This window comes from Actinomyces bouchesdurhonensis, assembly GCF_900128465.1.
Lineage (GTDB): Bacteria > Actinomycetota > Actinomycetes > Actinomycetales > Actinomycetaceae > Pauljensenia > Pauljensenia bouchesdurhonensis.
Genome location: NZ_LT635866.1, coordinates 344,454 through 365,516, shown reverse-complemented (window position 1 = coordinate 365,516; position 21,063 = coordinate 344,454). Strand labels below are relative to the sequence as shown.

The 21,063-nt window shown below is 64.1% G+C and carries 16 protein-coding genes and 3 pseudogenes; 13 read left to right on the top strand and 6 right to left on the bottom strand.

Translation table 11 applies throughout. The features are described 5' to 3' along the window. Positions 1 to 101 precede the first annotated feature (101 nt). The gene (locus tag BQ7477_RS04080) at positions 102 to 1,568 is read right to left on the bottom strand and encodes a sensor histidine kinase (RefSeq protein WP_073982899.1); all 1,467 of its coding nucleotides are present in this window, start codon (positions 1,566 to 1,568) and stop codon (positions 102 to 104) included. Position 1,569: 1 nt separating this feature from the next. Then, positions 1,570 to 2,292: a response regulator transcription factor gene (locus BQ7477_RS04075; RefSeq protein ID WP_009055118.1), complete on the bottom strand. Its 723-nt coding sequence runs from the start codon at positions 2,290 to 2,292 to the stop codon at positions 1,570 to 1,572. Between BQ7477_RS04075 and BQ7477_RS04070 the strand changes: the two genes are divergently transcribed. The 5 genes from BQ7477_RS04070 (at position 2,291) to BQ7477_RS04050 (ending at position 7,482) form a co-directional block, all read left to right on the top strand. After that, complete coding sequence (locus tag BQ7477_RS04070) at positions 2,291 to 2,614, top strand: hypothetical protein (protein ID WP_234968673.1); 324 nt, start codon at positions 2,291 to 2,293, stop codon at positions 2,612 to 2,614. The two genes, BQ7477_RS04075 and BQ7477_RS04070, sit on opposite strands and share 2 nt — an antisense overlap. Before the next feature lie 175 nt (positions 2,615 to 2,789). Then, on the top strand, positions 2,790 to 3,743 hold the full coding sequence (gene panC / locus BQ7477_RS04065; RefSeq protein WP_073982898.1) for a pantoate--beta-alanine ligase: 954 nt from the start codon (positions 2,790 to 2,792) through the stop codon (positions 3,741 to 3,743). Continuing rightward, positions 3,740 to 4,174, top strand: coding sequence for an aspartate 1-decarboxylase (gene panD, locus BQ7477_RS04060; RefSeq protein WP_073982897.1), 435 nt, complete (start codon positions 3,740 to 3,742; stop codon positions 4,172 to 4,174). Before panC ends, panD begins: the two co-directional genes overlap by 4 nt. 319 nt (positions 4,175 to 4,493) lie before the next feature. Beyond that, positions 4,494 to 5,750 carry an ATP-binding protein gene (locus BQ7477_RS04055; RefSeq protein WP_073982896.1) on the top strand — a complete coding sequence of 419 codons (1,257 nt, stop codon included), beginning with the start codon at positions 4,494 to 4,496 and terminating at the stop codon, positions 5,748 to 5,750. A 115-nt stretch (positions 5,751 to 5,865) separates the two neighbouring features. Continuing rightward, positions 5,866 to 7,482 carry a lysine--tRNA ligase gene (locus BQ7477_RS04050; RefSeq protein WP_073982895.1) on the top strand — a complete coding sequence of 539 codons (1,617 nt, stop codon included), beginning with the start codon at positions 5,866 to 5,868 and terminating at the stop codon, positions 7,480 to 7,482. Positions 7,483 to 7,562: 80 nt separating this feature from the next. Here the strand turns inward: BQ7477_RS04050 and BQ7477_RS04045 are convergent, their stop codons facing one another. After that, positions 7,563 to 8,504: a sugar-binding transcriptional regulator gene (locus BQ7477_RS04045; protein WP_073982894.1), complete on the bottom strand. Its 942-nt coding sequence runs from the start codon at positions 8,502 to 8,504 to the stop codon at positions 7,563 to 7,565. 312 nt (positions 8,505 to 8,816) lie between these two features. On the opposite strand from BQ7477_RS04045, the pseudogene BQ7477_RS04040 reads away from it, so the two are divergent. Further along, positions 8,817 to 9,536: pseudogene (locus tag BQ7477_RS04040) on the top strand (MIP/aquaporin family protein); the annotation flags it as partial. A gap of 5 nt (positions 9,537 to 9,541) precedes the next feature. After that, positions 9,542 to 9,814, top strand: a pseudogene (locus tag BQ7477_RS04035) (FGGY-family carbohydrate kinase); the annotation flags it as partial. A gap of 76 nt (positions 9,815 to 9,890) precedes the next feature. Here the strand turns inward: BQ7477_RS04035 and BQ7477_RS04030 are convergent. Beyond that, on the bottom strand, positions 9,891 to 12,179 hold the full coding sequence (locus BQ7477_RS04030; protein WP_073982893.1) for an FAD-dependent oxidoreductase: 2,289 nt from the start codon (positions 12,177 to 12,179) through the stop codon (positions 9,891 to 9,893). A 92-nt stretch (positions 12,180 to 12,271) separates the two neighbouring features. On the opposite strand from BQ7477_RS04030, the gene BQ7477_RS04025 reads away from it, so the two are divergent. Next, the gene (locus BQ7477_RS04025) at positions 12,272 to 12,868 is read left to right on the top strand and encodes a TetR/AcrR family transcriptional regulator (protein ID WP_073983007.1); all 597 of its coding nucleotides are present in this window, start codon (positions 12,272 to 12,274) and stop codon (positions 12,866 to 12,868) included. 76 nt (positions 12,869 to 12,944) lie between these two features. After that, positions 12,945 to 13,517: a PIN domain-containing protein gene (locus BQ7477_RS04020; RefSeq protein WP_073982892.1), complete on the top strand. Its 573-nt coding sequence runs from the start codon at positions 12,945 to 12,947 to the stop codon at positions 13,515 to 13,517. 94 nt (positions 13,518 to 13,611) lie between these two features. Here BQ7477_RS04020 and BQ7477_RS04015 read toward each other — a convergent pair whose 3' ends face one another. Together BQ7477_RS04015 and BQ7477_RS04010 are read right to left on the bottom strand one after the other, a co-directional pair. Next, positions 13,612 to 14,334 (bottom strand): PspA/IM30 family protein, encoded by a 723-nt coding sequence (locus BQ7477_RS04015; protein WP_073982891.1) that lies wholly within the window; start codon positions 14,332 to 14,334, stop codon positions 13,612 to 13,614. Between the two features lie 304 nt (positions 14,335 to 14,638). Next, entirely contained in the window at positions 14,639 to 16,675 is a 2,037-nt protein-coding gene (locus tag BQ7477_RS04010; protein WP_234968671.1) for a TPM domain-containing protein, read from the bottom strand. 245 nt (positions 16,676 to 16,920) lie between these two features. On the opposite strand from BQ7477_RS04010, the gene BQ7477_RS04005 reads away from it, so the two are divergent. From BQ7477_RS04005 to BQ7477_RS03990, 4 genes and pseudogenes are all read left to right on the top strand, one after another. Next, positions 16,921 to 17,298 (top strand): cold-shock protein, encoded by a 378-nt coding sequence (locus BQ7477_RS04005; RefSeq protein WP_073982889.1) that lies wholly within the window; start codon positions 16,921 to 16,923, stop codon positions 17,296 to 17,298. Further along, a pseudogene (locus tag BQ7477_RS04000) lies at positions 17,291 to 17,977 on the top strand (DUF3027 domain-containing protein); the annotation flags it as partial. The gene BQ7477_RS04005 and the pseudogene BQ7477_RS04000, both read left to right, overlap by 8 nt. A gap of 187 nt (positions 17,978 to 18,164) precedes the next feature. Beyond that, the gene (locus tag BQ7477_RS03995) at positions 18,165 to 19,616 is read left to right on the top strand and encodes an NCS2 family permease (protein WP_073982888.1); all 1,452 of its coding nucleotides are present in this window, start codon (positions 18,165 to 18,167) and stop codon (positions 19,614 to 19,616) included. Between the two features lie 152 nt (positions 19,617 to 19,768). Beyond that, the gene (locus BQ7477_RS03990; protein WP_073982887.1) at positions 19,769 to 21,058 is read left to right on the top strand and encodes an MFS transporter; all 1,290 of its coding nucleotides are present in this window, start codon (positions 19,769 to 19,771) and stop codon (positions 21,056 to 21,058) included. The last annotated feature ends 5 nt before the right edge of the window (positions 21,059 to 21,063 follow it).

Below are 21,063 nucleotides of genomic sequence, written 5' to 3'. Positions count from 1 at the left end.
AAAATTGGGGGGATTCAGAAGGGTTTATCGTGAACTGTGTAGTGAGAAAAGCCGATGAAGAAGCGAAAAAGTCGCGGGTGTTAGTCTGTGCGTTATGTCCTTCACGCTGTCGGCAGTTCGATGCGGACGGTGAGGCCCCCGCCCTTTGTTTTTGTCAGCGATACGTTTCCGCGATGGGCTGCGAGGATGCCGGAGACGATAGCGAGTCCGAGGCCGGAACCGCCGGACTTGCGGTTGCGGGAGGAATCGGCGCGGTAGAAGCGCTCGAAGACGCGACCGCGGTCGGTTTCGTCGATGCCGGGTCCGTGGTCGCGTAGTTCGACGATTGCGGTGTCTGCGCTGCGTCCGAGAGCGATTTCGACGGGGGAACCCTGGGGTGTATAGCGCACGATGTTGCCGATGAGGTTCGTGAAGACCTGGGAGAGACGGTCTCGGTCGCCGGGTACGACGAGGGTCATGGGGGGTGTGTGCCCGTTGGTGCCGATGAGCCCGACGGTGCGCGTGGGGTCGAGTGCTTGCAGGTCGAAGATGGCGTTGTCGGCGAGTTTGACCAGGTCTATGTCGGTGATGTCGAGTGGGCGGCCTTCGTCGAGGCGGGCGAGGGTCAGGAGGTCTTCGACGAGGTTCGCCATGCGGGAGGACTCTGAGCTGATACGTCCCATGACCTCGTCGATTCGTTCGTCTGGTACGCCGCCCATCGCGTAGAGTTCGCAGTATCCGGAGATCGCTGCCAGGGGGGTTCGCAGTTCGTGGGAGGCGTCGGAGACGAAGCGTTTGATTTTTCTTTCCGAGGCTTGGCGTGCTTCGAAGGATTGCTCGACCTGGGTGAGCATGGAGTTGAGTGAGAGGGAGAGGGAACCGACTTCGGTGGTGGGCGGGTGCGGGGTGACGCGCTTGGTGAGGTCTCCGGCAGCGATTTTTCCGGCGGTGGATTCGATGGAGCGCAGGGGCAGGAGGGCGCGACGCACGAGGACGCGGCCTGCCCATCCGCCGATGAGGACGATGATTGAGCCGGCGACGGTGAAGTAGGAGGCCGTGGTGCGCAGGGTGTGCTGGACGTCGGACAGGGGCAGGGCGATCGTCATGTACCCGGAGAAGACGCCGGAGTCCTGGTCGTAGACGGGGACGACGAGCGCGCGCCATCCGAGGCCCATCTTCGAGGAGGAAACGGTGATGGGCAGCGTTCGGAAGGAGGAGATGGGGGCGGAGGAGGTGTCGACGAGGTCGGGCAGGTTGGGTTTGCCCGAGGCCTTGAGGGTGTCCTCGGAGTAGAAGTAGCGGTCGTTTCCGCTGGTGTCACGGATCTGAATGTAATAGAGGGTGGGGATGGCGCCCTGGCCGTCGGCGGAGAAGGTTGCGGTGGAGGCGGAGATCTGGAGGGTGTGCGCGGTGGCGATCAGCTGGTCGTCGATCTGCGAGGTCAGGTGGCGCTGGAGGAGGCCGATCATGACTGTGCCGGACAGTGAGAGGCCGACGGCGAGCAGGAGGGTGATGAGCGTGACGAGCTGTGAAGACAGGGGTTTGGCGTCCCACCAGGCCTCGACGCGTTGAGCCAGGCTGGGGTGCACGTTACTCCTCGGCGCGCAGGATGTAGCCCACGCCTCGCTTGGTGTGGATGAGTTCCCCGGACGCGCCCTCGACTGCGAGCTTGCGGCGCAGGTAGGAGATGTAGGACTCGACGATGGCGACCTCGCCGTCCCAGTCGTATTCCCACACGTGGTCGAGGATCTGCATCTTGGAGACCACGCGCCCGGCGTTGATGACGAGGTAGCGCAGGAGCTTGAACTCGGTGGGGGACAGGTCGATGGGGACGCCGGCGCGCGTGACTTCGTGCGCGTCTTCGTCGATGACCAGGTCTCCGACGCGTAGGAAGGCGTCGTCCTCCTCGGCGCCCATCGTGCGGCGAAGGATTGCGCGGATGCGTGCGACGACCTCTTCGAGGCCGAAGGGTTTGGTGACGTAGTCGTCGCCGCCGACGGTCAGGCCTTGGATCTTGTCGCGCATGTCGTCGCGCGCGGTGAGGAAGAGGACGGGGGTGGTGATGCCGGCGTCGCGCAGGCGGCGCGTGACGGTGAAGCCGTCCATGTCGGGGAGCATGACGTCGAGGACGATCAGGTCGGGGCGCGAGGCTTGGGCTTCGTGGAATGCGCCGCTTCCGTCCTCGGCGGTGACGACGTCGAAGCCGGCGAAGCGCAGGGAGGAGGCGAGGAGGTCGCGGATGTTGGGTTCGTCGTCGACGACGAGCAGTTTTGCCTCTGTTCCGGTGGTGCTCATGGTGTCAGTGTCGCCCATGAGTCTGAATGTTTCCTGGGAGGTGGGTGTGAGTCGTGCGGCGATGTCGGCGTCTGTCTCTCGCGTGAATTGGCCGCCCTGTGCGGTGCGTCAGGGGCCCATTCAGCGGTGGCGAAGCGTCGCCTCGGTGCGCGCGGAGCTGGTCCCTGGCCCGGTCTCGTCGATGGCCGAGCACGTCGAGGCGGGCCGTTCCCTGGAGCTGTGGGCTAACCTTTCCGAGGCCTCGAAGGTTCGCCGCGAGGCTGAGGCCCCCGAACGCTGGCTCTCGCGCGTCACCGAGGTCGTCGAGGCGACCTCGCGCGAGACGGTGCGCGGCGGGTGAGGCGCGGATCGGCGACAATGACACTATGAGCACCCCCGGACGCCTNGCGCCCACGCCTCGCCCCCTGCGGGCGCGATCCCGCCGACCGCGCCCACGCCTCGTCCCACACAGAGCGAGGCGTGAGGATAGCGACTCTATTTCGCCCAGGGCAGGCGACATTTGCAAGAATGGAAACATGACCAACCGTCCCATCCTGACCCACACGCGCGCCCAGCTGGCCGAGGCGCTGACCAAGCTGCCCGGCACGAAGGCGCTCGTCATGACCATGGGCGCCCTGCACAATGGGCACCTGCAGCTCGTGCGCGAGGCCCGCGAACTGGCTGATCACGTCATCGTTACAATCTTCGTCAACCCCACGCAATTCGCGCCCGGCGAGGACTACGACGCCTACCCGCGCACCCTGGATGCGGACATGGACGCCCTCGAGACGGTCGGCGCGGACCTCGTGTGGGCGCCCGCGCCCCAGGACGTGTACCCCACACCCGCGACCGTGTCGATCGACCCGGGCCCGATTGCGCGCGTCCTCGAGGGCAAGACGCGCCCCACGCACTTCGCGGGCGTCGCCCTCGTGTGCACGAAGGTCGTCAACCTCGTGCGCCCCGACGTGGCGCTGTACGGGCAGAAGGACGCTCAGCAGCTGGCCGTCCTGCGCACCGTTTTCTCTCAGCTTGACATCCCCGTGCGCGTCCACGCCGTCCCGATCGTGCGCGCCGAGGACGGCGTCGCCCTGTCCAGCCGCAACCAGTACCTCAGCGACGAGGAACGCATCCGCGCCCGTGCGCTCTCGCGCGCCCTTCGCCGCGGTGCCGAAGTCGCCGAGGCCGGGGCCGCTCCCGCGGACATCGTGTCCGAATGCCGTTCGGTCATCGACGCCGAGGGCGGCATCAACTTGGACTACATTGCGTTCGTGGACGCGGGAACCTTCGAGATCCTCGCAGGCACCGAGTCCGTGCCCGTCGGCGAGGATGCTGGTGCACCCACCATGTTGTCCGACGGCTCGCGCGAAGGACGCCTCCTCATCGCCGCCAAGGTGGGCACGACCCGCCTCATCGACAACATGGAGGTGCCGCTGCGCGGCGCCTCCACACCCGTCGGCCGTCTCGCCGAGCGCGCGGGGGAGCTCGCATGATGGAAATGACGCGCGAGATGGCGATCGGCAAGATCCACCGCGCCGTCGTCACCGGCGCCGACCTGCACTACGTCGGTTCGATCACCGTGGACGAGGATCTGCTGGACGCCGCGAACATCGTCCCTGGCCAGAAGGTCGACATCGTCGACGTCAACAACGGCGAGCGACTCTCGACCTACACGATCGCCGGCGAGCGCGGCAGCGGCACAATCCAGCTCAACGGCGCCGCCGCCCACAAGGTGAGTGTCGGCGATCTGGTCATCATCATGGCCTACGCCCAGGTGCCCGAATCCCTCGTGCGCACCATGAAGCCTTCCGTCGTCTTCGTCGACGGCTCCAACAGGATCGTCAGCGCCGGCGACCACGCGGGACGTGTCCCCGAGGACTCGAAGCGGGCCCGCGAGCTGGGCCTGAAGAGCTCCGGCGTCTGACCAACGCTTGACAGCACGGGCAAGCGCCCACTGGTGACAGTGGGCGCTTCGTGTATCTGTGGCCCTTTTATGTGCGCGTTAACCCCAGTGGAGGCAGTGTGGGTGCCCTGCCTCCGTTGCCACCAGTGGGGCTCAGCTGCCGTGAAGAGGTGACGCTCACGCCGAGGCAGGCACAACATGCGCAACTTTACGTCCGAAACGCGCGCTAAAATGAAGCCAAAACATACGCTAATGTCCGTCCAAAACATGCGCTGAAATGCGGCCAAAACATGCGCTACAACAGCTTCATGTGTTACTTTTTGCTTGAAAGAGAGGGAAAATGTACCGGTCGCGTATTCTTGATCGCAGCGTCGAATCCGCATTGCGAACCTCGGGTGGTGTGCTGATCGATGGTGTCCGTGCGTCCGGCAAGACGCAGACGGGGCGCCACCACGCCGCATCGGTCGTGATCCTCGATGATGGTTCGCCTAGTGTTGCAGCTGCTCTCCAGGTGGATCCGCGCTTGCTGCTCGAGGGCGAGACTCCGCGCCTCGTTGATGAGTGGCAGCTGGCGCCCGAGCTGTGGAATACGGCCAGGCATGAGATCGATCGGCGTGGCATGAAGGGCCAGTTCATCTTCACCGGGTCATCGGTTCCCGCTCAGGATGCGATGCGACACTCCGGTGCACACAGATTCGTACGTCTGCGGATGCGCCCTATGACTCTCGAAGAACGTGGGCTAGGAGTTGGAACCGTCTCGCTCGGGGGCCTCTTTGACGGTGATCTGCCCACCCCTGCTCTCACCTCGCCGATGGATGTTCCCACAATGCTCTCTGCCCTCGTGCATGGAGGGTGGCCCGCAGACCTTGATTTGGCAGAGAAGGACGCCCAGCGTAATCTGCGCGCCTACCTTGAGGATGTTGCTGTCAGTGACATTGCGCGCCTGGATGATGAACCTCGCCGTAACCCACGAACAGTGACAGCTTTGCTGCGCTCGCTGGCGCGCAACCTGTCGTCCGAGCTGAAGCTGACAACGATCGCGGCGGATATGCGAGGCGTGGGTGATATTCAGCCGCGTACCGTTAGCGGGTACATCGGTTCGTTGGAACGTATCTTCCTCGTCGAGGAACAAGACGCGTGGTCTCCACAGATACGCTCGAAGACTGCTATTCGCTCCGCCTCTAAGGTTCACTTTGTTGATCCGGCGCTGGCTGCTGCGGCCTTGGGAGCATCCTCGCGTAAGCTGCTCGCGGACTTGAACACGGCGGGACTCTGGTTCGAATCGATGGTCGTCCAGCACCTGCGCACCTACATGCAGGAGCTTGGGGGGCAGGTCATGCACTACCGAGATAAGGCGGGACGAGAGGTCGATGTGATTGTCGAGCTCCCTGATGGTCGATGGGGAGCGATTGAGGTCAAGCTCGGGCAACCCGCGATACCTGCTGGAGCCAAGAGTCTGATGCGATTCCTTGAGGTGGTTGACGTTGAGCGCATGGGGGTGCCTTCCTTCGCTGCTGTCGTGACGGCTGATGGTCCAACGATGACGCTCGAGGGCGGGGTTACCACGTTCTCACTGGCCGCTCTCACCGCCTCATGAACGAACGTCGGGGAGTCCCACTGACAGCGCGAGAAGGAAACGGGCCGAACGCTTCGTGAGGAGCCCAACCGGGCCCCTGCCTCGTCGCGAGGCTAAATCCCGGTACGATAGGCGCATGACCGATTCTTCTACACCCACGCCCTCCCCCGCAGACGACACCCCCGAGCAGGTCAAGGTTCGCGCGGCCAAGCGCGCGCGCCTCATGGAGGCCGGCATCCCCGCCTACCCCGTGCGCCTGCCGATTACGACGACCATCAAGAAGGTGCGCGAGAAGTACGCCCACCTCGAGGCCGGCGAAGAGACCGAGGACTACGTGGGCCTGGCGGGCCGCGTCATCCTCGCGCGCAATGGCGGCAAGCTCTGCTTCGCGACCCTCATGGACGGCGAAGGTAACAGGATTCAGGTCATGCTCTCCGCGGCGTCCGTCGGTGCCGACTCGTTGGCCGCCTACAAGAACGACGTCGACCTGGGTGATCACCTCTTCGTCCACGGTCGCGTGATCTCCTCGCGCCGCGGCGAACTCTCGATCTTCGCGACCCCCGCCGAGGTCACCTCCGAGGCGCAGGCCGCCTACGACGCCGCTCCCACAGCGCTGCCCGCCCCCGATGCTTCCTGGGCCATCGCCTCCAAGGCGCTGCGTCCCCTACCTAAAACCTGGACGACCGAGGCTGGCGAAGAGATTACGCTGTCCGAAGATCAGCGTATTCGCCGCCGTGAGCTCGACCTGATCACGCGCCCGGCCGCGCGCGACATGGTCCGCATTCGCGCGGCCGTCAACCGCTCGCTTCGTGAAAACTTCTTCCGTCGCGACTACATCGAGCTGGAAACGCCGATGCTGCAGGCGATTCACGGCGGCGCAGCGGCGCGTCCCTTCGTCACGCACATGAATGCGCTCGACATGGACCTCTACCTGCGTATTGCGACGGAAATCTACCTGAAGCGTGCTGTCGTTGGCGGCGTTGATCGTGTCTTCGAAATCAACCGAAACTTCCGAAACGAGGGAATGGATTCCTCGCATAGCCCTGAGTTCACGGCCTTGGAGGCCTACGAGGCTTACTCGGACTACAACGGTATGGCGGACCTGACGCGCGATCTCATTCAGCAGGCTGCGCGTGACGCCTTCGACCTGTCTGAGGGTGAGGAGGTTGTGCGCCTGGCGGACGGCACTGAGTACGACCTGTCAGGTGAGTGGGACCGCATTGACCTGTATGGCTCGACGTCGGAGGCCCTGGGTGAGGAGATTACGGTGGAGACGCCTCGCGAGACCCTGGTCAAGTACGCGGAGCGTATTGGCCTGGAGGTCGACGACTACGCGGTCGCCGGCAAGATCGTTGAGGATATTTTTGAGGAGCTTGTCGGCTCTAAGTTGTGGGCGCCGACCTTCGTCTATGATTTCCCGGAGGATACGTCCCCGCTGACCCGCTACCATCGTTCCCGTCCCGGTTTGACAGAGAAGTGGGACCTGTATGTGCGCGGCTTTGAGACGGGTACTGCCTACTCTGAGCTGGCTGATCCGGTGGTTCAGCGTGAGCGTTTCGAGGCGCAGGCCCTCGCGGCTGCTAACGGAGACCCTGAGGCCATGGTCCTGGATGAGGACTTTCTGGTCGCTATGGAGCAGGGCTTCCCGCCGTGCGGCGGTATGGGCATGGGGATTGATCGCCTGCTGATGGTTCTGACCGGCCAGGGCATCCGCGAGACGATTCCGTTCCCGCTGGTTAAGCGCCTGGGCTGAGCCGATCGACAATGTGGCTCCGGCCTCGTTCGTTCGTTCAGTGGACGAGGCCGGGGCTTAGTTGCGTGGGGTGGCCGGGGTCAGGGGCGTGTGCGCTTTTTGAGGGCGCGCGTGTGGACGAGGTCGAGGAGTTCGTGTGCGGCGCCGTCGTCGAGGACGAGGTCGGTGGCGACTCCGGCGCGTAGGGCGCCGAGGAGTGGCAGGGCTTTGGAGGCGCCGGAGACGACGCATAGGCGTCGCGGGATCCTCTTGAGCGTTGAGGGGCTTGGGCCGGAGGCTCGTTCGTTGAGGTGCATGTTCGTCGAGCCGTCTTCGCGGATGAGGACGGTGCACACGTCGCCGACGACGCCGTCGTTTTGTGCGGAGGCGATCTCGTCGGGTTCGAGGAATCCGCCCGAGTAGACGTGGGAGGGCAGGCGTGCGGACATGGATCCGACGCCGAAGAGGGCGACGTCGGCGTTGTCGATCGTGTTGAGGACGGATTGGACGGAGCGTTCGCGCCAGAGGGCTTCTTTGGTGTCGGCGTAGTCGAAGAAGGCGGGCACGGGGAAGTTGACGATGCGCCCGCCGATGGCCTTGGCCGCGCAGGACATGATGGCCTCCGCGTAGGGCATGCCGGACTCGGTGGCGGTCGCGGCACCGTTGAGTTGGACGACTGTTGAGCCGGCGAATGACACATGCGGCATGGCGCGGGTGACCTCGGCGGTTGTGTTGCCCCACGCGATGCCGAGGGTGACGCCGGGGAAGAGCATGTCGACGAGGTGCTCGGCGGCAACCAGGGCGACGTTGTGGAGCCTATTGACCTCGGTGTGGACGTCGTGGACGGGCACGACGGATACCTGGACTCCGAAGAGGTCTGCGATTTGCCCGGCAAGGGTTCCTTTGGTGCCCGGGGATGCGGACACGGAGATGCGCACGAGCCCGACCTCGCGGGCGTGTGCGAGCAGTCGGGATACGGATGAGCGCGATATTTGCAGGTGGCGAGCGATTGTTTCCATCGTCTGACCCTGCAGGTAGTACATTGAGGCTGCCTCATGCGCCTGTTCGTCACGTATTGTCACGTTTTCTAGTGTGCCATGCACAAGCGTGCAGATGTGTGATTTTGGGTATTCATTCGCCTTATCCTCGGGCTAGATTTGCCTGCGACAGATGGTCAGGGTCACACCAAGGGTGCTGAACGAACGTGCATTCGGCTTGGGCCGACGTGCATGAAGTGTAATACTTGGGGTGATCCGTCAACAGTATCCATGGGGTTATTGTTAGATGGCACATAGTTAGCGGTGATTCATCACCGGTGACCCGGCGTGAGGACGCGCCGGAGAAAGATAGGAAACATGCTCTCAACACTGCTTCCGGCAGCCGCTGACGCGACTGCCCCTACCACCGGCCAGATTTTCTGGTCTGAGTTCCTCGGCACAGCGGTTCTGCTTCTCCTCGGTGGTGGCGTCGTCGCCACCAACCTCCTGCCCAAATCCAAGGGCAAGGGCGGCGGCTGGCTTCTCATCAACTGGGGATGGGGCCTCGCGGTCTTCGCCGGCGTCTACGTCGCCTTCCGCACCGGCGGCCACCTGAACCCCGCCGTCACGATCGCCAAGGTCGTCGGCAACATGTTCGACCCGAGCGTCACCCTTAACGGTCCCGCCGTCGAGGCCGGCGGAATTCCCGTCACCGGCACCAACGTTGCCATCTACATCGTCGCCCAATTCCTCGGCGCCTTCGTTGGTGCCATCCTGTGCTGGCTCACCTTCAAGAAGCACTTCGATGAGGACTGCGACCCCGCCCTCAAGCTCGGCGTCTTCTCCACCGGCCCCGAAATCCGCTCCTACGGTTGGAACTGCCTCACTGAGGCCATCGGCACCGCCGTCCTCATCCTGTGGGTCTTCGTCTCCGGCTACACCGAGACTGCGATTGGCCCGCTCGGTGTCGCCCTCATCATCGTCGTCATCGGTAACTCCCTCGGCGGCCCCACCGGTTACGCCATCAACCCGGCCCGTGATCTCGGCCCGCGTATCGCCCACGCGATCCTGCCGATCAAGGGCAAGGGTGGCTCCGACTGNTGACGCACGACGACCTGGTCATGCAGTTCCAGGCCGACCTGTGTGGCGTGGACGTCGTCCGCCCGAAGGTTATTGAGACGACCGCCCTGGGTGCCGCCTACGCGGCCGGCATGGCGGTTGGCTACTGGGAGAGCACCGACGATGTCGTCGCCAACTGGCAGGAAGGCAAGCGCTGGAAGCCCACCATGGAGTCCGCCGAGCGCGACCGCACTTACCGCCTGTGGAAGAAGGCTGTCACCCGCACCCTGGATTGGGTGGATGACGACGTGTTGTGATCACGTGCCTGACGTAGGGACGAGGCCGGGGCTGCGCGAGCGGTCCCGGCCTCGCCGTGTGAGGGGCGGTGAGGGGCTAGAAGGATTCGGTGTGGACGCGCCCGCCCGCGTCGCGGATGAGGCGTGCGGCGTCGGCGACCATGAGGGGTGAGCCGCACACGTAGTAGGTGGCGTCGGTGTCGATGCCGGCTTCGAGCAGGTAGTTCGTGACTCGCCCGTGGAAGGTTCCGGGAGTGTTCTCGCGGCTCACGCAGCGTATGGTGCGCGGCAGGGGCGTGTTTACGTGGCGTGTCGGGTCGTCGGTGGTCGTTGCGTACCCGAGGAGGAGAACATCATCGTTTCGTACGTCACGCTCGAATTCCGCAAGAAAGGGGGCGATTCCTGTTCCGGTTGCGATGAATACGCGGCGTCGGGTGTCAGGTGTTGTCGCGCGCGTGTCAGAAGTGCCCGTGTTGAGGAGGAATTGCCCCAGAGGGAGTTCGATGTCGACGGCGTCTCCCGCTGTCACGTGGCTCGCCCATGCCGCGCCGAGTCCGCGGGTGCGAACGTCTATGAGTAGGCGCACGGCCTGGCCGGGTCCGCAGGCGAGCGAATAGGGGCGCCACTCGAAGGGTGCGACTCGCACGAGCGCGTACTGGCCTGCATGCCATAGGGCGGGTGTGGGCAGACGGAGTGTGATGTCTCGGATGGTGGGTGTCGCCCAGCAGGCGCACTGTACGCTTCCCCGGTGCCGCCTGGCGCCGACGTTACGATCTGAGCCGGATTCGTGGGGGTGCGTCGCGGGAGTTGAGGCGTCGTCCTGTGCGTGAAGGGCGGCTGTGATGCGCGGGTATCCTGCGGGTCCCAGGGCCTTGCAGGTGGCAGACATGCCCGCCATTGCGGCTCCTACGATCCCGGGCATTCCTGCGTCTTGTCCGGTGAGGAAGAGGTTCGCGATGGGTGTTGAGGGGGTGGCCAGGTTGGCCTGGAATCGTTCGGGTGTGAGGGGCAGCCCGTAGAAGCAGCCCTGGGCGTGGGATGTGAAGTGTTCGATGGTCAGTGGGGTGCCCACTTCGGCGTAGGCGATGGCGTCTCGTAGTCCGGGAACGGCTGTCTCTGCGAGGTCAATGAGTCCGCTTTTCATGATTTCTGTGAGGGTCTCGTAGTCCCGGCCTCTATTCTTCGGCCGTGTTCCCGCCCAGCGTTCGAAGGCCTCGGGCATGACAAAAGAGACGATCTCCGCTGTCGCGTGTGGTTCCCCGGACTTGATGCCTGGGAAGGAAATGAAGGCAGACTGTGGGTGCCCGTCGAGGAGGTCGGCGGTCATCTGGGCCGGATCGTGGGGGCAATCCGGTGTTGTCACCCAGACGTTCGATCCGTCGACGCTTTCGGGGTAGCGGTCGAGAATTAGGTAGACGGTGACCGCTGTTCCTCCGTGTCCGAGGCTGGCGATCTTTTCACGTATGGGCGCTGTGAGTGCGCCGGTTGGCCCTGTGGTTGGTAGCAGGCGCGTGTATGTCTCGCGCGCGCCGATGCCGGACATGATGATCGGTGCACGTTCTTCGTAGGAGAGGGGGATGGGACCTGAGCGGTCGGTGACGCGCACGCCGACCGCTCGTCCGGCCTCGACAATGATGCTTTCGACGTCTTGTGCGACGCGGATCTGTCCGCCCTTGTCGCGTATGTGCTCTTCAATCATGCGTGCGATCTGGCCGCTGCCGCCGTGGGGGAACCATGCGCCGTTCATGTAGTGGCTGACGATCATCGCGTGGGCGACGAACGCGCTGCGCGCGGGCTCGACCCCGTAGTCGCCCCATTGTGTGGTGAGGAGTGCGCGCAGGGCGGGGTCGTGGAAGCGGCGCTTCATGTAGTGCTGCGTTCGCTCGAGCGCGCAGCCTTCCAGTAGGCGTCCTGCGAGGCGTAGGGCGGGGGCGGCCCGAGGGGGAACCATCTCTCGCGCGTATCCGAGTGACATCCAGGAATAGGCTCGCCGAACGTCCTTGCAGTATCGACGGATCGCTTTCTTTTCGTGTGGAAACAGGGAGGTGAGGAGGTGGAGGTATTCCTGGAGGCCTGAGGGGATCGCGACGTCGAGGCCGTGGCCGGGCAGGCAGAATCGGTCGTAGTGTTCGGGCATGCGAGTCCATGTCAGGGAGCCGCCGGTGAGGTAGTCCATGAGTTGGCGTGGGCGCGAGCCTGGTTCCATGTCTCCCACGTAGTGAAGGCCTACGTCCCACGATGCTCCCATGCGGCGGAATGAGTGTGTGAGGCCGCCTGGGGTGGAGTGTTTTTCGAGGACGAGTACGCGTGCTCCGGCGGTTCGGGCGAGCAGTCCGGCGCTCGTTAGCGATCCGATTCCAGAGCCGATGATGATCGCGTCGTACATGGGAACTCCCAAAACTAGACAGTGTCTACTCATGGGATCATGTGTGGGTAGACACTGTCAAGTTGTGGTCCAGTGTCGGTTACACTGTGGACATGACGCGCTCCACCACACCCGACGGGCTACGCGAGGCGATCCTGACCATCAGTCGCAACCTGCTCAACGAGGGAGGGCCAGCCTCGCTGTCCATGCGCGAGGTCGCCCGCCGCGCGGGATGCACCCACCAGGCTCCCTACCACTACTTTCAAGGGCGTGAAGCAATCCTTGTCGTCCTTGTTGAGGAGGGGTACCGACGCCTGGAAGAAGCACTGGCGCAGGCTCGCAGGGCCAACGAGGGAGCCGCGCCGGACGTGATCACTCGCGCGGCGGGGTGCGCCTACCTGACGTGTGCTCTGGCCAATCCCGGAGTCTTCCGCATCATGTTCCGATCCGACATGTACGACTCGGATGCCCACCCGCAGGTGAGGACAGCAAGCTTGGCAGCTCGCGCTCAGCTGCGCTCCCTGGCGCGCCTTGCCTATGGAACCGACGACCCGCGCGCGGAGTTGACCCTGTGGGCCTACGTTCACGGCCTCGCGACCCTCGCCCTCGACGGGCCGCCCGCACTCGGTGTTGGTGAACAAGTGCGCCGCTGTGCCCTGGAGGCGATCGATGCTCCCTATTTCGTTGACGGACTCCGAGGGGTCCGTTAACCCCAACGTGGCGACAGAGCAGTCCTAGGACCCAAGGCCAACAGTGGCGTTCGACGCGTCACCTACAATTGACCCCATGGAAAGCTCTAACAATCAAACGACATATCTCGTCGTCGACGGCGAAAATATCGACGCGACGCTGGGCCTATCGGTCCTGGATCGGCGCCCCAATCCCGAGGAACGCCCCCGCTGGGACCGCGTCCTCGAGAGCGCGCACGGACGCTGGAACCAGCGTGCCAAAGGCCTGTTCTTCCTGAACGGCTCCTCCGGCTTCCTGCCCATGGGCTTCGTTCAGGCACTGACCGCCATGGACTACTCGGTCATCCCCCTGTCAGGTCCCGCCGACATGAAGGTCGTCGACGTCGGCCTGCAGCGCACGATGGATGCTATCGCGGCCCTCGACTCGGGCGACGTCATCCTCGCCAGCCACGACGCTGACTTCCTGCCCCAGCTTGAGGCTCTCCTGGACCAGGGACGCCGCGTCGCCGTCATGTGTTTCAAGGAGTTTCTTTCCTCCCAGCTCCACGAGCTGGAGGAGCGGGGCCTGGAAATTATCGACCTGGAGTACGACGTCCATGCCTTCCAGGTCCACCTGCCCCGGCTCCACATTATCGACATCGACGACTTCGACCCGATGTCCTTCCTGTAAACGCGCGTCTGGGCGCATTCCACACGCAACGACGAAGCCGGGCGGCCCCTGCGGGGCCGCCCGGCCTTTCTATGAGCGCAATATTAGCCGCAGATCACTGTGCGGACTTGCCCTTGAGAGCGGCCAGGCGAGCCTCGATCTCGACCTGCGAAGAATCGGTTTCAAGCTCTGCGAACTGGGCATCCAGGCTGGATGCGGCCAGCTCGATTTTGCCCTGGGCCAGGGCCTCCTGGCGGCGAACGCGGTCCTCGAAGCGGCCGAGCTCGCTCGTGGGATCCAAAATGTTGATGGAACCCAGCGCGTCCGTGACCTGCGCCTGCGCCTGGGCGGTCTTCTCGCGGGCGATCAGCTGGTCGCGGCGCGACTTCAGCTCGGAGAGCTTGTCCTTCATCTGCGACAGGCCCTTCTTCAGGCGCTCGGCGACCTCACGCTGTGCCTGGAGTGAAGGCTCCTCGGTCTTGACCTCGTTCTCGAACTGGATCTGCTTACCGATTGCGACCTTGGCCAGGTCGTCCCACTTGTTAGCCCCGGCCTCGTCACCTGCGGCGCGCAGGGCATCGGCCTTCGCGGACGCGGCGGCAGCCTTCTGACCCCAGTCAGCCGCGGCCTTCACGTCCTCCTCGTAGTCCTTCTCGGCCATGCGCAGATTACCCAAGGTCTGGGCGATCGCGTTCTCGGCCTCGATGATTGAGTTCGTGTAGTCACGGACCAGCTGATCGATCATCTTCTGCGGGTCCTCGGCCTTGTCGAGGATGGCGTTAATGTTGGCCTTAGCGAGCTGGGCGATGCGGCCCAGGATCGTCTGCTTTTCAGCCATGATGTTCTCCTTTATGGTGACGTGCGCTCGTGCGCGGGGTGAGCGCGAGGCAAAGGCCCCGCAGGTCGGTGGGTTGACGGGCCCTGATGGGCCAGGAATGCATCCTCGAAGCTATGAGTGCTTCCGGAGGACTCGGTAGCAGCTTGGTGGCGCGTTCTCCTCCCAACTGGTGGTGAACAGAGCAATATACATGTTTGTGCAACGTCATGTCACACAAGATATGTGATGTGTAGCATATCGGTTTGGTGGACGGACAACGCGCCAGCGCACACGCAGCGTTCCTCACGCGCTACCCGCGGCAAACCTAAAAATGGCCCTTACTGCCCGAGAAACCGCCGCCGAAACTCCCGGAACTTCCCGAAAAACCGCCGGAGGAATGGTGACTCGAACTGCTCCGCCTCGAACTCGAACTACCCCAGCTCGAACTCGAACTACCCCAGCTGGAGCGGCGAGAACTGCCGCCGCTCGACGTGAGGATCGACCACAGGATCTGCTCTCCCAGCGACGGACCAGAATCACGACCCGGGTCGCGCTCGTAGTTGTATTCGGATTCTGGCCAGCTGTACTGCGGGCGGCTCAGCGGCGTCGCGAGGACACGGTCCGCGAGAGTACGCGATTGAGCGGCCAAGGAAGTCGCCTGGTTCGGGTCGGAGTCCAATGCCTCGCGCGCTGCCTTGAGAGCCTGCTCCGAATCGTTGAGGGTCGAACGCACGGCGAGGTCCATCGCACCGCGTCGCCCCTGCACGTAACGCTGTGCGCGCGTCAACGCGGACTCGGCCAGAGCCATCTGGGAACGGGCGGTAGACCGCGCCCTCTCGTCGTTGTCCCTCTGGGTACGCAGGGGCGCAAGCGCGGCGTCGAGGTTCGCCTCCGCGCTGCGCAAATGCTCGAGAGCCGCCAGCGGATCGCCGTTGTTGAGCAGCGCCGCCTGCCCATCCGCGATGGCTGCGTGAGCGTCACTGACGAGCGGGTCGAACACGGCTGAATCGGCCTTCAGGGCGGACGTGTCGGTAATGTCAGAGGAGATAGATCCGATCGCTGCGCCAAGGCGGTCATGGATCGCATCAAGGTCTGATTTTGCGGAGAAGATCGCGTCGGTTTGGTGCGTGGCCATCATGAGCGCGCGGTGTGCCGTATCGAGTGAACTCTCCGCGCGGGCGCGGTCCGTTTCTACCATCTGCTGGGCTTCTCCCAGGGCCTTGTCGGCAGTGTCCAGCAGGGCTGCAGCCTGCTCAGGATTGTCCTGCAACGACGCGAGCATCTGCGGCGGGTAAATTCCAGCAATGCTCACCAGCTCGGCCTTGGCGCGCTCCAGGTCGGCGCGCTGTTCGGTCAGGCGCTCGCGGGCATCGCTGATGCGCGTGGGCAGGGTTGCCTGCTCTGAGCGTTTCTTCTCGAAGGAAGCCTGGATGTTGCTCAGGGGATTCATGCTGGTGCCCAGGTCGCGCATGATGCTGGTCGCCAGGTTTGCACGCGCAGTGGGGTTCGTGGAGCCGTTCATCTGTTTTTGCGTCTCGAAGCAGCGTGCGACCGACTCTTTGGCGAACTCTAGGGTGCGGGCGAACTCGTCCGTTTGGGCGATGCCGAATTGGGCGCGCGCGAAATCGAGTTCGTCGGCGGCTGAGCGGACCTGCTCGTCGGCAGCCAGGAGCTGATGGTTGGCTTGGGTAACCTTCTTGTGACTGTCATCGATGGACGTGCGCGTCACCTCTTCGGTGACTCCGCCCCGTCGTTTCGACGTTGAGGCGATTAAGAAACCTATCCCCCCGAAGGTGATGAGGGCGAGGAAGACGACGATGGAAGGGCCGAAAGAGCCGCCGATGAGGTTGCCGCGCCGGGAGTTTCGGGAGGTGGCCGAGGGGCTACTTGTGGATGCGTTCGTTAGGGAGTTAATGAAGGCAACGGCGCCAGACGCGCCGTCCGAGGAGGTCAGGGGGTTGCTGGTCAGCTTGGCTTCGGCTGCCCGCCGCGCGTTATCGCGCGCGCTTTGTGAGACGGAACCGCCGTTGACGCATTCACCGTCCTCACGCTGGGAATAGGCCAGGTAGTAGATGATGTTGCCGTCCGTTGTGCCGGACTTCTTCAAGGTCTGACGGCACCATTCGACGCCGTCGATGCCTGAAAGGTCATCGACGATGACGACATCGACGGTGATTCCCTTTGCCCGGGCGTCGCGGGCGGCGCTTTCTATGCGCGCCCGGTCGGAGTCTGAAAGCCATCCGTTCGGGTCAGTGACAATACCGCTCGTGGCGAGTGGGGATGCGGCGAAGGTGGGCGCGCCCACCGCGATGAGTAGCGTGGTCAGTAATGCGATGAGGTTCAATCGGCGGATTCGTGACACGAGTACCTCCTGCGTTGTGGCGAACAGGCAACGATATACCACGCCACACACTCACGTCCATCGTGTGATGAACAGCGCGCCGCGCGATTACTGCCGTGGGGTCAGTCTACGCGAAATGGGAGTACGTATGGGAGCGTCGGTGCTGTTCGCTACAGGAAAGAGCGCGCTTCGACGTGGGGCGGGTATGCGCCCTATGATAGGGGGAGTCTTGTGGACTAACAGACTATTCACAGAAGGAGGGGACCGTGCCTACCGGTAAAGTGAGGTTCTTCGACGCTGATCGCGGTTTCGGCTTCATCACGGGAGACGACGGGGCGGATGTCTTCCTCCACTCGTCCGCGCTGCCCTCTGATTCGCCGAACCCCAGAGTGGGAGCTCGCGTGGAGTACTCGGTGGCTGACGGGCGCAAGGGACCGCAGGCCCTGAGCGTGCGTTTCCTCAAAGAGACAGCTTCCGTTGCCCGAGCTAAGCGCCGTAAACCGCAAGCGATGGTGCCGGTTGTTGAGGACCTCATTAAGCTCCTCGACTCCTCGAGTGCCTCCCTGCGACGAGGCTCCTACCCGGACAACGCGACCAAGATCGCGAAGGTGTTGCGCGCCGTCGCAGAGGAATTTGATGCCTAAAACTGGTGCCCGCACGCGGGCAGTGAAGAAGGACGCGGTCCTGGAGGCCGCGCTCGACGTGGCCCGTGCGGGTGCCGAGGCTGTGGCTCACCCGCGCCCGGTCGGCGAGCATGTGGGCTTCGAAATGGTGTCGGAGCGTCTGGGGACGCACTACTTCGCGTCGACGGACGCAGGCTATGTGGGGTGGTGCTGGGCGGTGACACTCGCCCGCGTGCCGCGCGGACGCGTCGCCACCGTGTGCGAGGTCGATATGACCCCGCGCGAGGGTGCGCTGTTAGCCCCTGAGTGGGTGCCGTGGGAGGCGCGTCTTCGTCCCTCGGACATCTCACGTGAGGACACGCTGCCCTACGTGGCGGACGATGTGCGCCTGGAACAAGGCTTTGAGGATACGAGCGACGATCCGGACCTGCCGGTTGTGCGCGACCTGGGTCTTGGTCGCCCCCGCGTCTTGTCTGAGGAGGGGCGCAGCCAGGCCGCGAAGCGCTGGTATGAGTCGGAGCGAGGTCCGAAGTCGGGTCGCCGCCCACGCAACACCTGTTCCACCTGCGGCTTCCTCATGAAAATGAGCGGCGACATTCGCACCATGTTCGGTGTGTGCGCAAACGAGTGGGCGACGGATGACGGCGCAGTCGTGTCCCTCGATCACACGTGCGGCTCCCACTCGGAGACCGACGTGCCTAANCCGAGGGCGGGCCGGAGGAAGCGGCGCGGTCCGAGGGCGGGCCGCAGGAGGCGACGCCGTCCGAGGCCTCGATGAACACAGACTGACGGAAAGCACCCGGGACCAGCGCCCGGGTGCTTTCTCAACAAGTGGAAACACGGCGGGAATGTTTGCACCTGGGCGCGCAAGCGTGCACGATTAATCGGTGAATACCCAAGCACAGACCGCCCCATCCCGCGGCGGCTTCACACAGTCACTCGATTCGTTCTTCCAGATTTCCGCGCGCGGCTCGACCATTGGTCATGAGATTCGCGGTGGAATCGTCACCTTCTTCGCGATGGCTTACATCCTGGTTGTCAACCCGGCTATCCTGGGCAACGCCATCCCCACGGATGGTTCTATTACGACCCAGGGCATCGCCGCCGGTACCGCGCTGGTTGCGGGCATCATGACGATCCTCATGGGCGTCGTTGCCAACTATCCGTTGGCCTTGGCCGCAGGCCTTGGCCTCAACGCGGTCGTCGCCTTCACCCTGGTCCTGGGGGCAGGCCTCAGCTACGGCGAGGCCATGGGTATCATCGCGTGGGAAGGTATCCTGATCTTCCTGCTGGTCCTCACGGGCTTCCGCGAGGCGGTCTTCCGTGCCGTCCCCGCCGCCCTGAAGACAGCGATCACGGTGGGCCTGGGCCTGTTCGTCGCTCTCATTGGCCTGGTCAATGCAGGTATCGTGCGCACGGGCGCGACCCCCGTCCAATTCGGTATTTCGGGGTCCCTTGACGGTTGGCCGGCCCTGGTCTTCGTTTTCGGCCTCTTCCTCATGATCATCCTGTACGTGCGGCGTGTGAAGGGCGCGGTCCTGATTTCGATCATCTCCGCGACCGTCCTCGCGGCGATCGTTCAGGCGTTCGCACACATTGATCGCATCTCCGAGACGAACCCGACGGGTTGGGGCCAGACCGTGCCCGAACTCAAGGGTTCCCCGATCGCTATCCCCGTTTTCGATACCCTCGGCAAGGTTGACCTCTTCGGGGGCTTCGGCAAGCTCGGAATTGTTTCCGTCATCCTCCTGGTCTTCTCTCTCATGCTGGCCGACTTCTTTGACACGATGGGCACCATGGTCGCCGTCGGCGCCGAGGGTAATCTGCTGGACGAGCAGGGAAACCCGCCCAAGACCCGCCAGATCCTGATCATTGACTCCCTGGCCGCCGTGGCCGGCGGCGTCGGAGGCGTCTCCTCGAATACCTCCTACGTCGAGTCCGCCTCGGGTGTCGCCGAGGGCGCGCGCACCGGCCTGGCCTCAGTGGTCACCGGCGTGCTCTTCTTGCTCTCGACCTTCCTGGCGCCCCTCGTTGAGCTAGTACCGACAGAGGCTGCTTCCACGGCTCTCGTGTTCGTCGGCTTCCTCATGATGACCCAGGTCACCGACATCGACTGGAAGGCCCCCGAGGTCGCGATCCCCGCCTTCATGACGATGGCTTTCATGCCGTTCGGCTACTCCGTGTCCGTGGGTATCGGCGTTGGTTTCGTGACCTACTCGTTGATCCAGCTGGTCAAGGGCCAGGCCCGTAAGGTGCATCCGCTCCTGTGGGTTGTCTCCGTGCTGTTCGTCGTCTACTTCCTGATGGGGCCGATTCAGCGTCTCTTCGGCGTCGCCTGATTCGTCACCTCTCGTCCCTTCCCTGCCCCGCCGGAGCCTCGCTCCGGCGGGGCAGTCGTATCCTGGGAAGATGCGCCGAGGAGGGGCGCTTCCCAGAGGCTGCCCCCGCCTCGTTCGGCGTGCGCAGCAGCAGCGAGAGAGGGAGGTCTGGCGTGTCGGCAACATTCGCATCCATGCGCTACGTGAACTACCGGTATTGGTTCGTCGCATCCCTGATTGCGTCCACCGGCGCGTGGCTCCAGCGCGTCGCCCAGGACTGGTACGTGCTGACGGTTCTCACCGATCACGACTCGGGGCAGGTCGGTATCGTGACGGCGCTCCAGTTTCTTCCGATCATCCTGTTTTCCGCGTCGGCGGGTGTTCTCGCGGACCGTATCCCCGGGCGTCGTCTCCTCCAGTGCACGCAGGCGGGGGTGGGCCTCGTGTCCCTCGTGATGGGTCTCGTGGTCCTCACGGGCACGGGCGAGCTCTGGCACCAGTACATCCTCGCCTTCGTCTCCGGGACGATCTCCGCGGTCGACACGCCTGCGCGTCAGGCCTTCGTCGGCGAGCTCGTGCCGCCTGACAAGATGGCGAATGCGGTCGCCCTGAACGCCACCGCGTTCCATGCCGCGCGCCTCATCGGCCCGGCATCGGCGGGGCTGTTCATCGACTGGTGGGGGGTGGGCCCCGTCTTCCTGATCGATGCTGGCATGTTCGCGGCCCCCATCATCGCCCTGTTCCTCATGCGCGCCGACCGCCTCTACCAGCGCACCCTCATCCCGCGCGCTCGCGGCCAACTGCGCGAGGGAATCGCGTACGTGCGCGGGCGCACGGACATCTGCATCATTCTCGTCACGATCTTCGTCGTCAGCGCTCTGGGCATGAATTTTCAGCTCACGAGTGCCCTCATGGCGACGACCGTGTTCGGTAAGTCTGCTGGGTCGTTCGGTGTCCTGTCGACTTTCATGGCTCTCGGGTCGATCCTCGGGTCCACGGCTGTCGCGCGACGTACGCCTCGCTTGCGCGCGATCCTCATGGGGGCTGCATTCTATGGGACCGCCGAGATCCTGCTGGGGCTGTCGCCCTCCTACTGGTGGTTCGCCGTCCTGGCGGTCCCCACCGGCTACGGCATGCTGACGATGAACACCAGCGCCAACGCGCTGATGCAAACGCGCACGGATCCCGACAAGCGCGGACGCATCATGGCCCTGTATTCGCTCGTGTATCTGGGTGCAACGCCGATCGGGTCACCCATCATCGGTCGGATTGGTGCGCTCTTTGGGGCGCGTTGGGCGATCCTGGTGGGAGGGATCGCCTCCCTGAGCATCGCCGTCGCGTGCGGAGTGTGGGCGATGATTCATTGGAAGGCGCGCGTCGTGCGGCGCTCGTCCTTCCCGTGGGTGGGCATCGAGGGGGATTCCTCGGTGGACGCGCCCAGCCGTTCGCTCGACGAGGACTGAGGTGC

Coding starts and splice junctions, on each gene's coding strand:
- panC (WP_073982898.1), top strand. CDS start 2,790: ATGACCAACCGTCCCATCCTGACCCACACGCGCGCCCAGCTGGCCGAG.
- BQ7477_RS04055 (WP_073982896.1), top strand. CDS start 4,494: ATGTACCGGTCGCGTATTCTTGATCGCAGCGTCGAATCCGCATTGCGA.
- BQ7477_RS04030 (WP_073982893.1), bottom strand. CDS start 12,179: ATGTACGACGCGATCATCATCGGCTCTGGAATCGGATCGCTAACGAGC.
- BQ7477_RS04025 (WP_073983007.1), top strand. CDS start 12,272: ATGACGCGCTCCACCACACCCGACGGGCTACGCGAGGCGATCCTGACC.
- BQ7477_RS04075 (WP_009055118.1), bottom strand. CDS start 2,292: ATGGGCGACACTGACACCATGAGCACCACCGGAACAGAGGCAAAACTG.
- BQ7477_RS04045 (WP_073982894.1), bottom strand. CDS start 8,504: ATGTACTACCTGCAGGGTCAGACGATGGAAACAATCGCTCGCCACCTG.
- BQ7477_RS04020 (WP_073982892.1), top strand. CDS start 12,945: ATGGAAAGCTCTAACAATCAAACGACATATCTCGTCGTCGACGGCGAA.
- BQ7477_RS04070 (WP_234968673.1), top strand. CDS start 2,291: ATGAGTCTGAATGTTTCCTGGGAGGTGGGTGTGAGTCGTGCGGCGATG.
- BQ7477_RS04050 (WP_073982895.1), top strand. CDS start 5,866: ATGACCGATTCTTCTACACCCACGCCCTCCCCCGCAGACGACACCCCC.
- panD (WP_073982897.1), top strand. CDS start 3,740: ATGATGGAAATGACGCGCGAGATGGCGATCGGCAAGATCCACCGCGCC.
- BQ7477_RS04015 (WP_073982891.1), bottom strand. CDS start 14,334: ATGGCTGAAAAGCAGACGATCCTGGGCCGCATCGCCCAGCTCGCTAAG.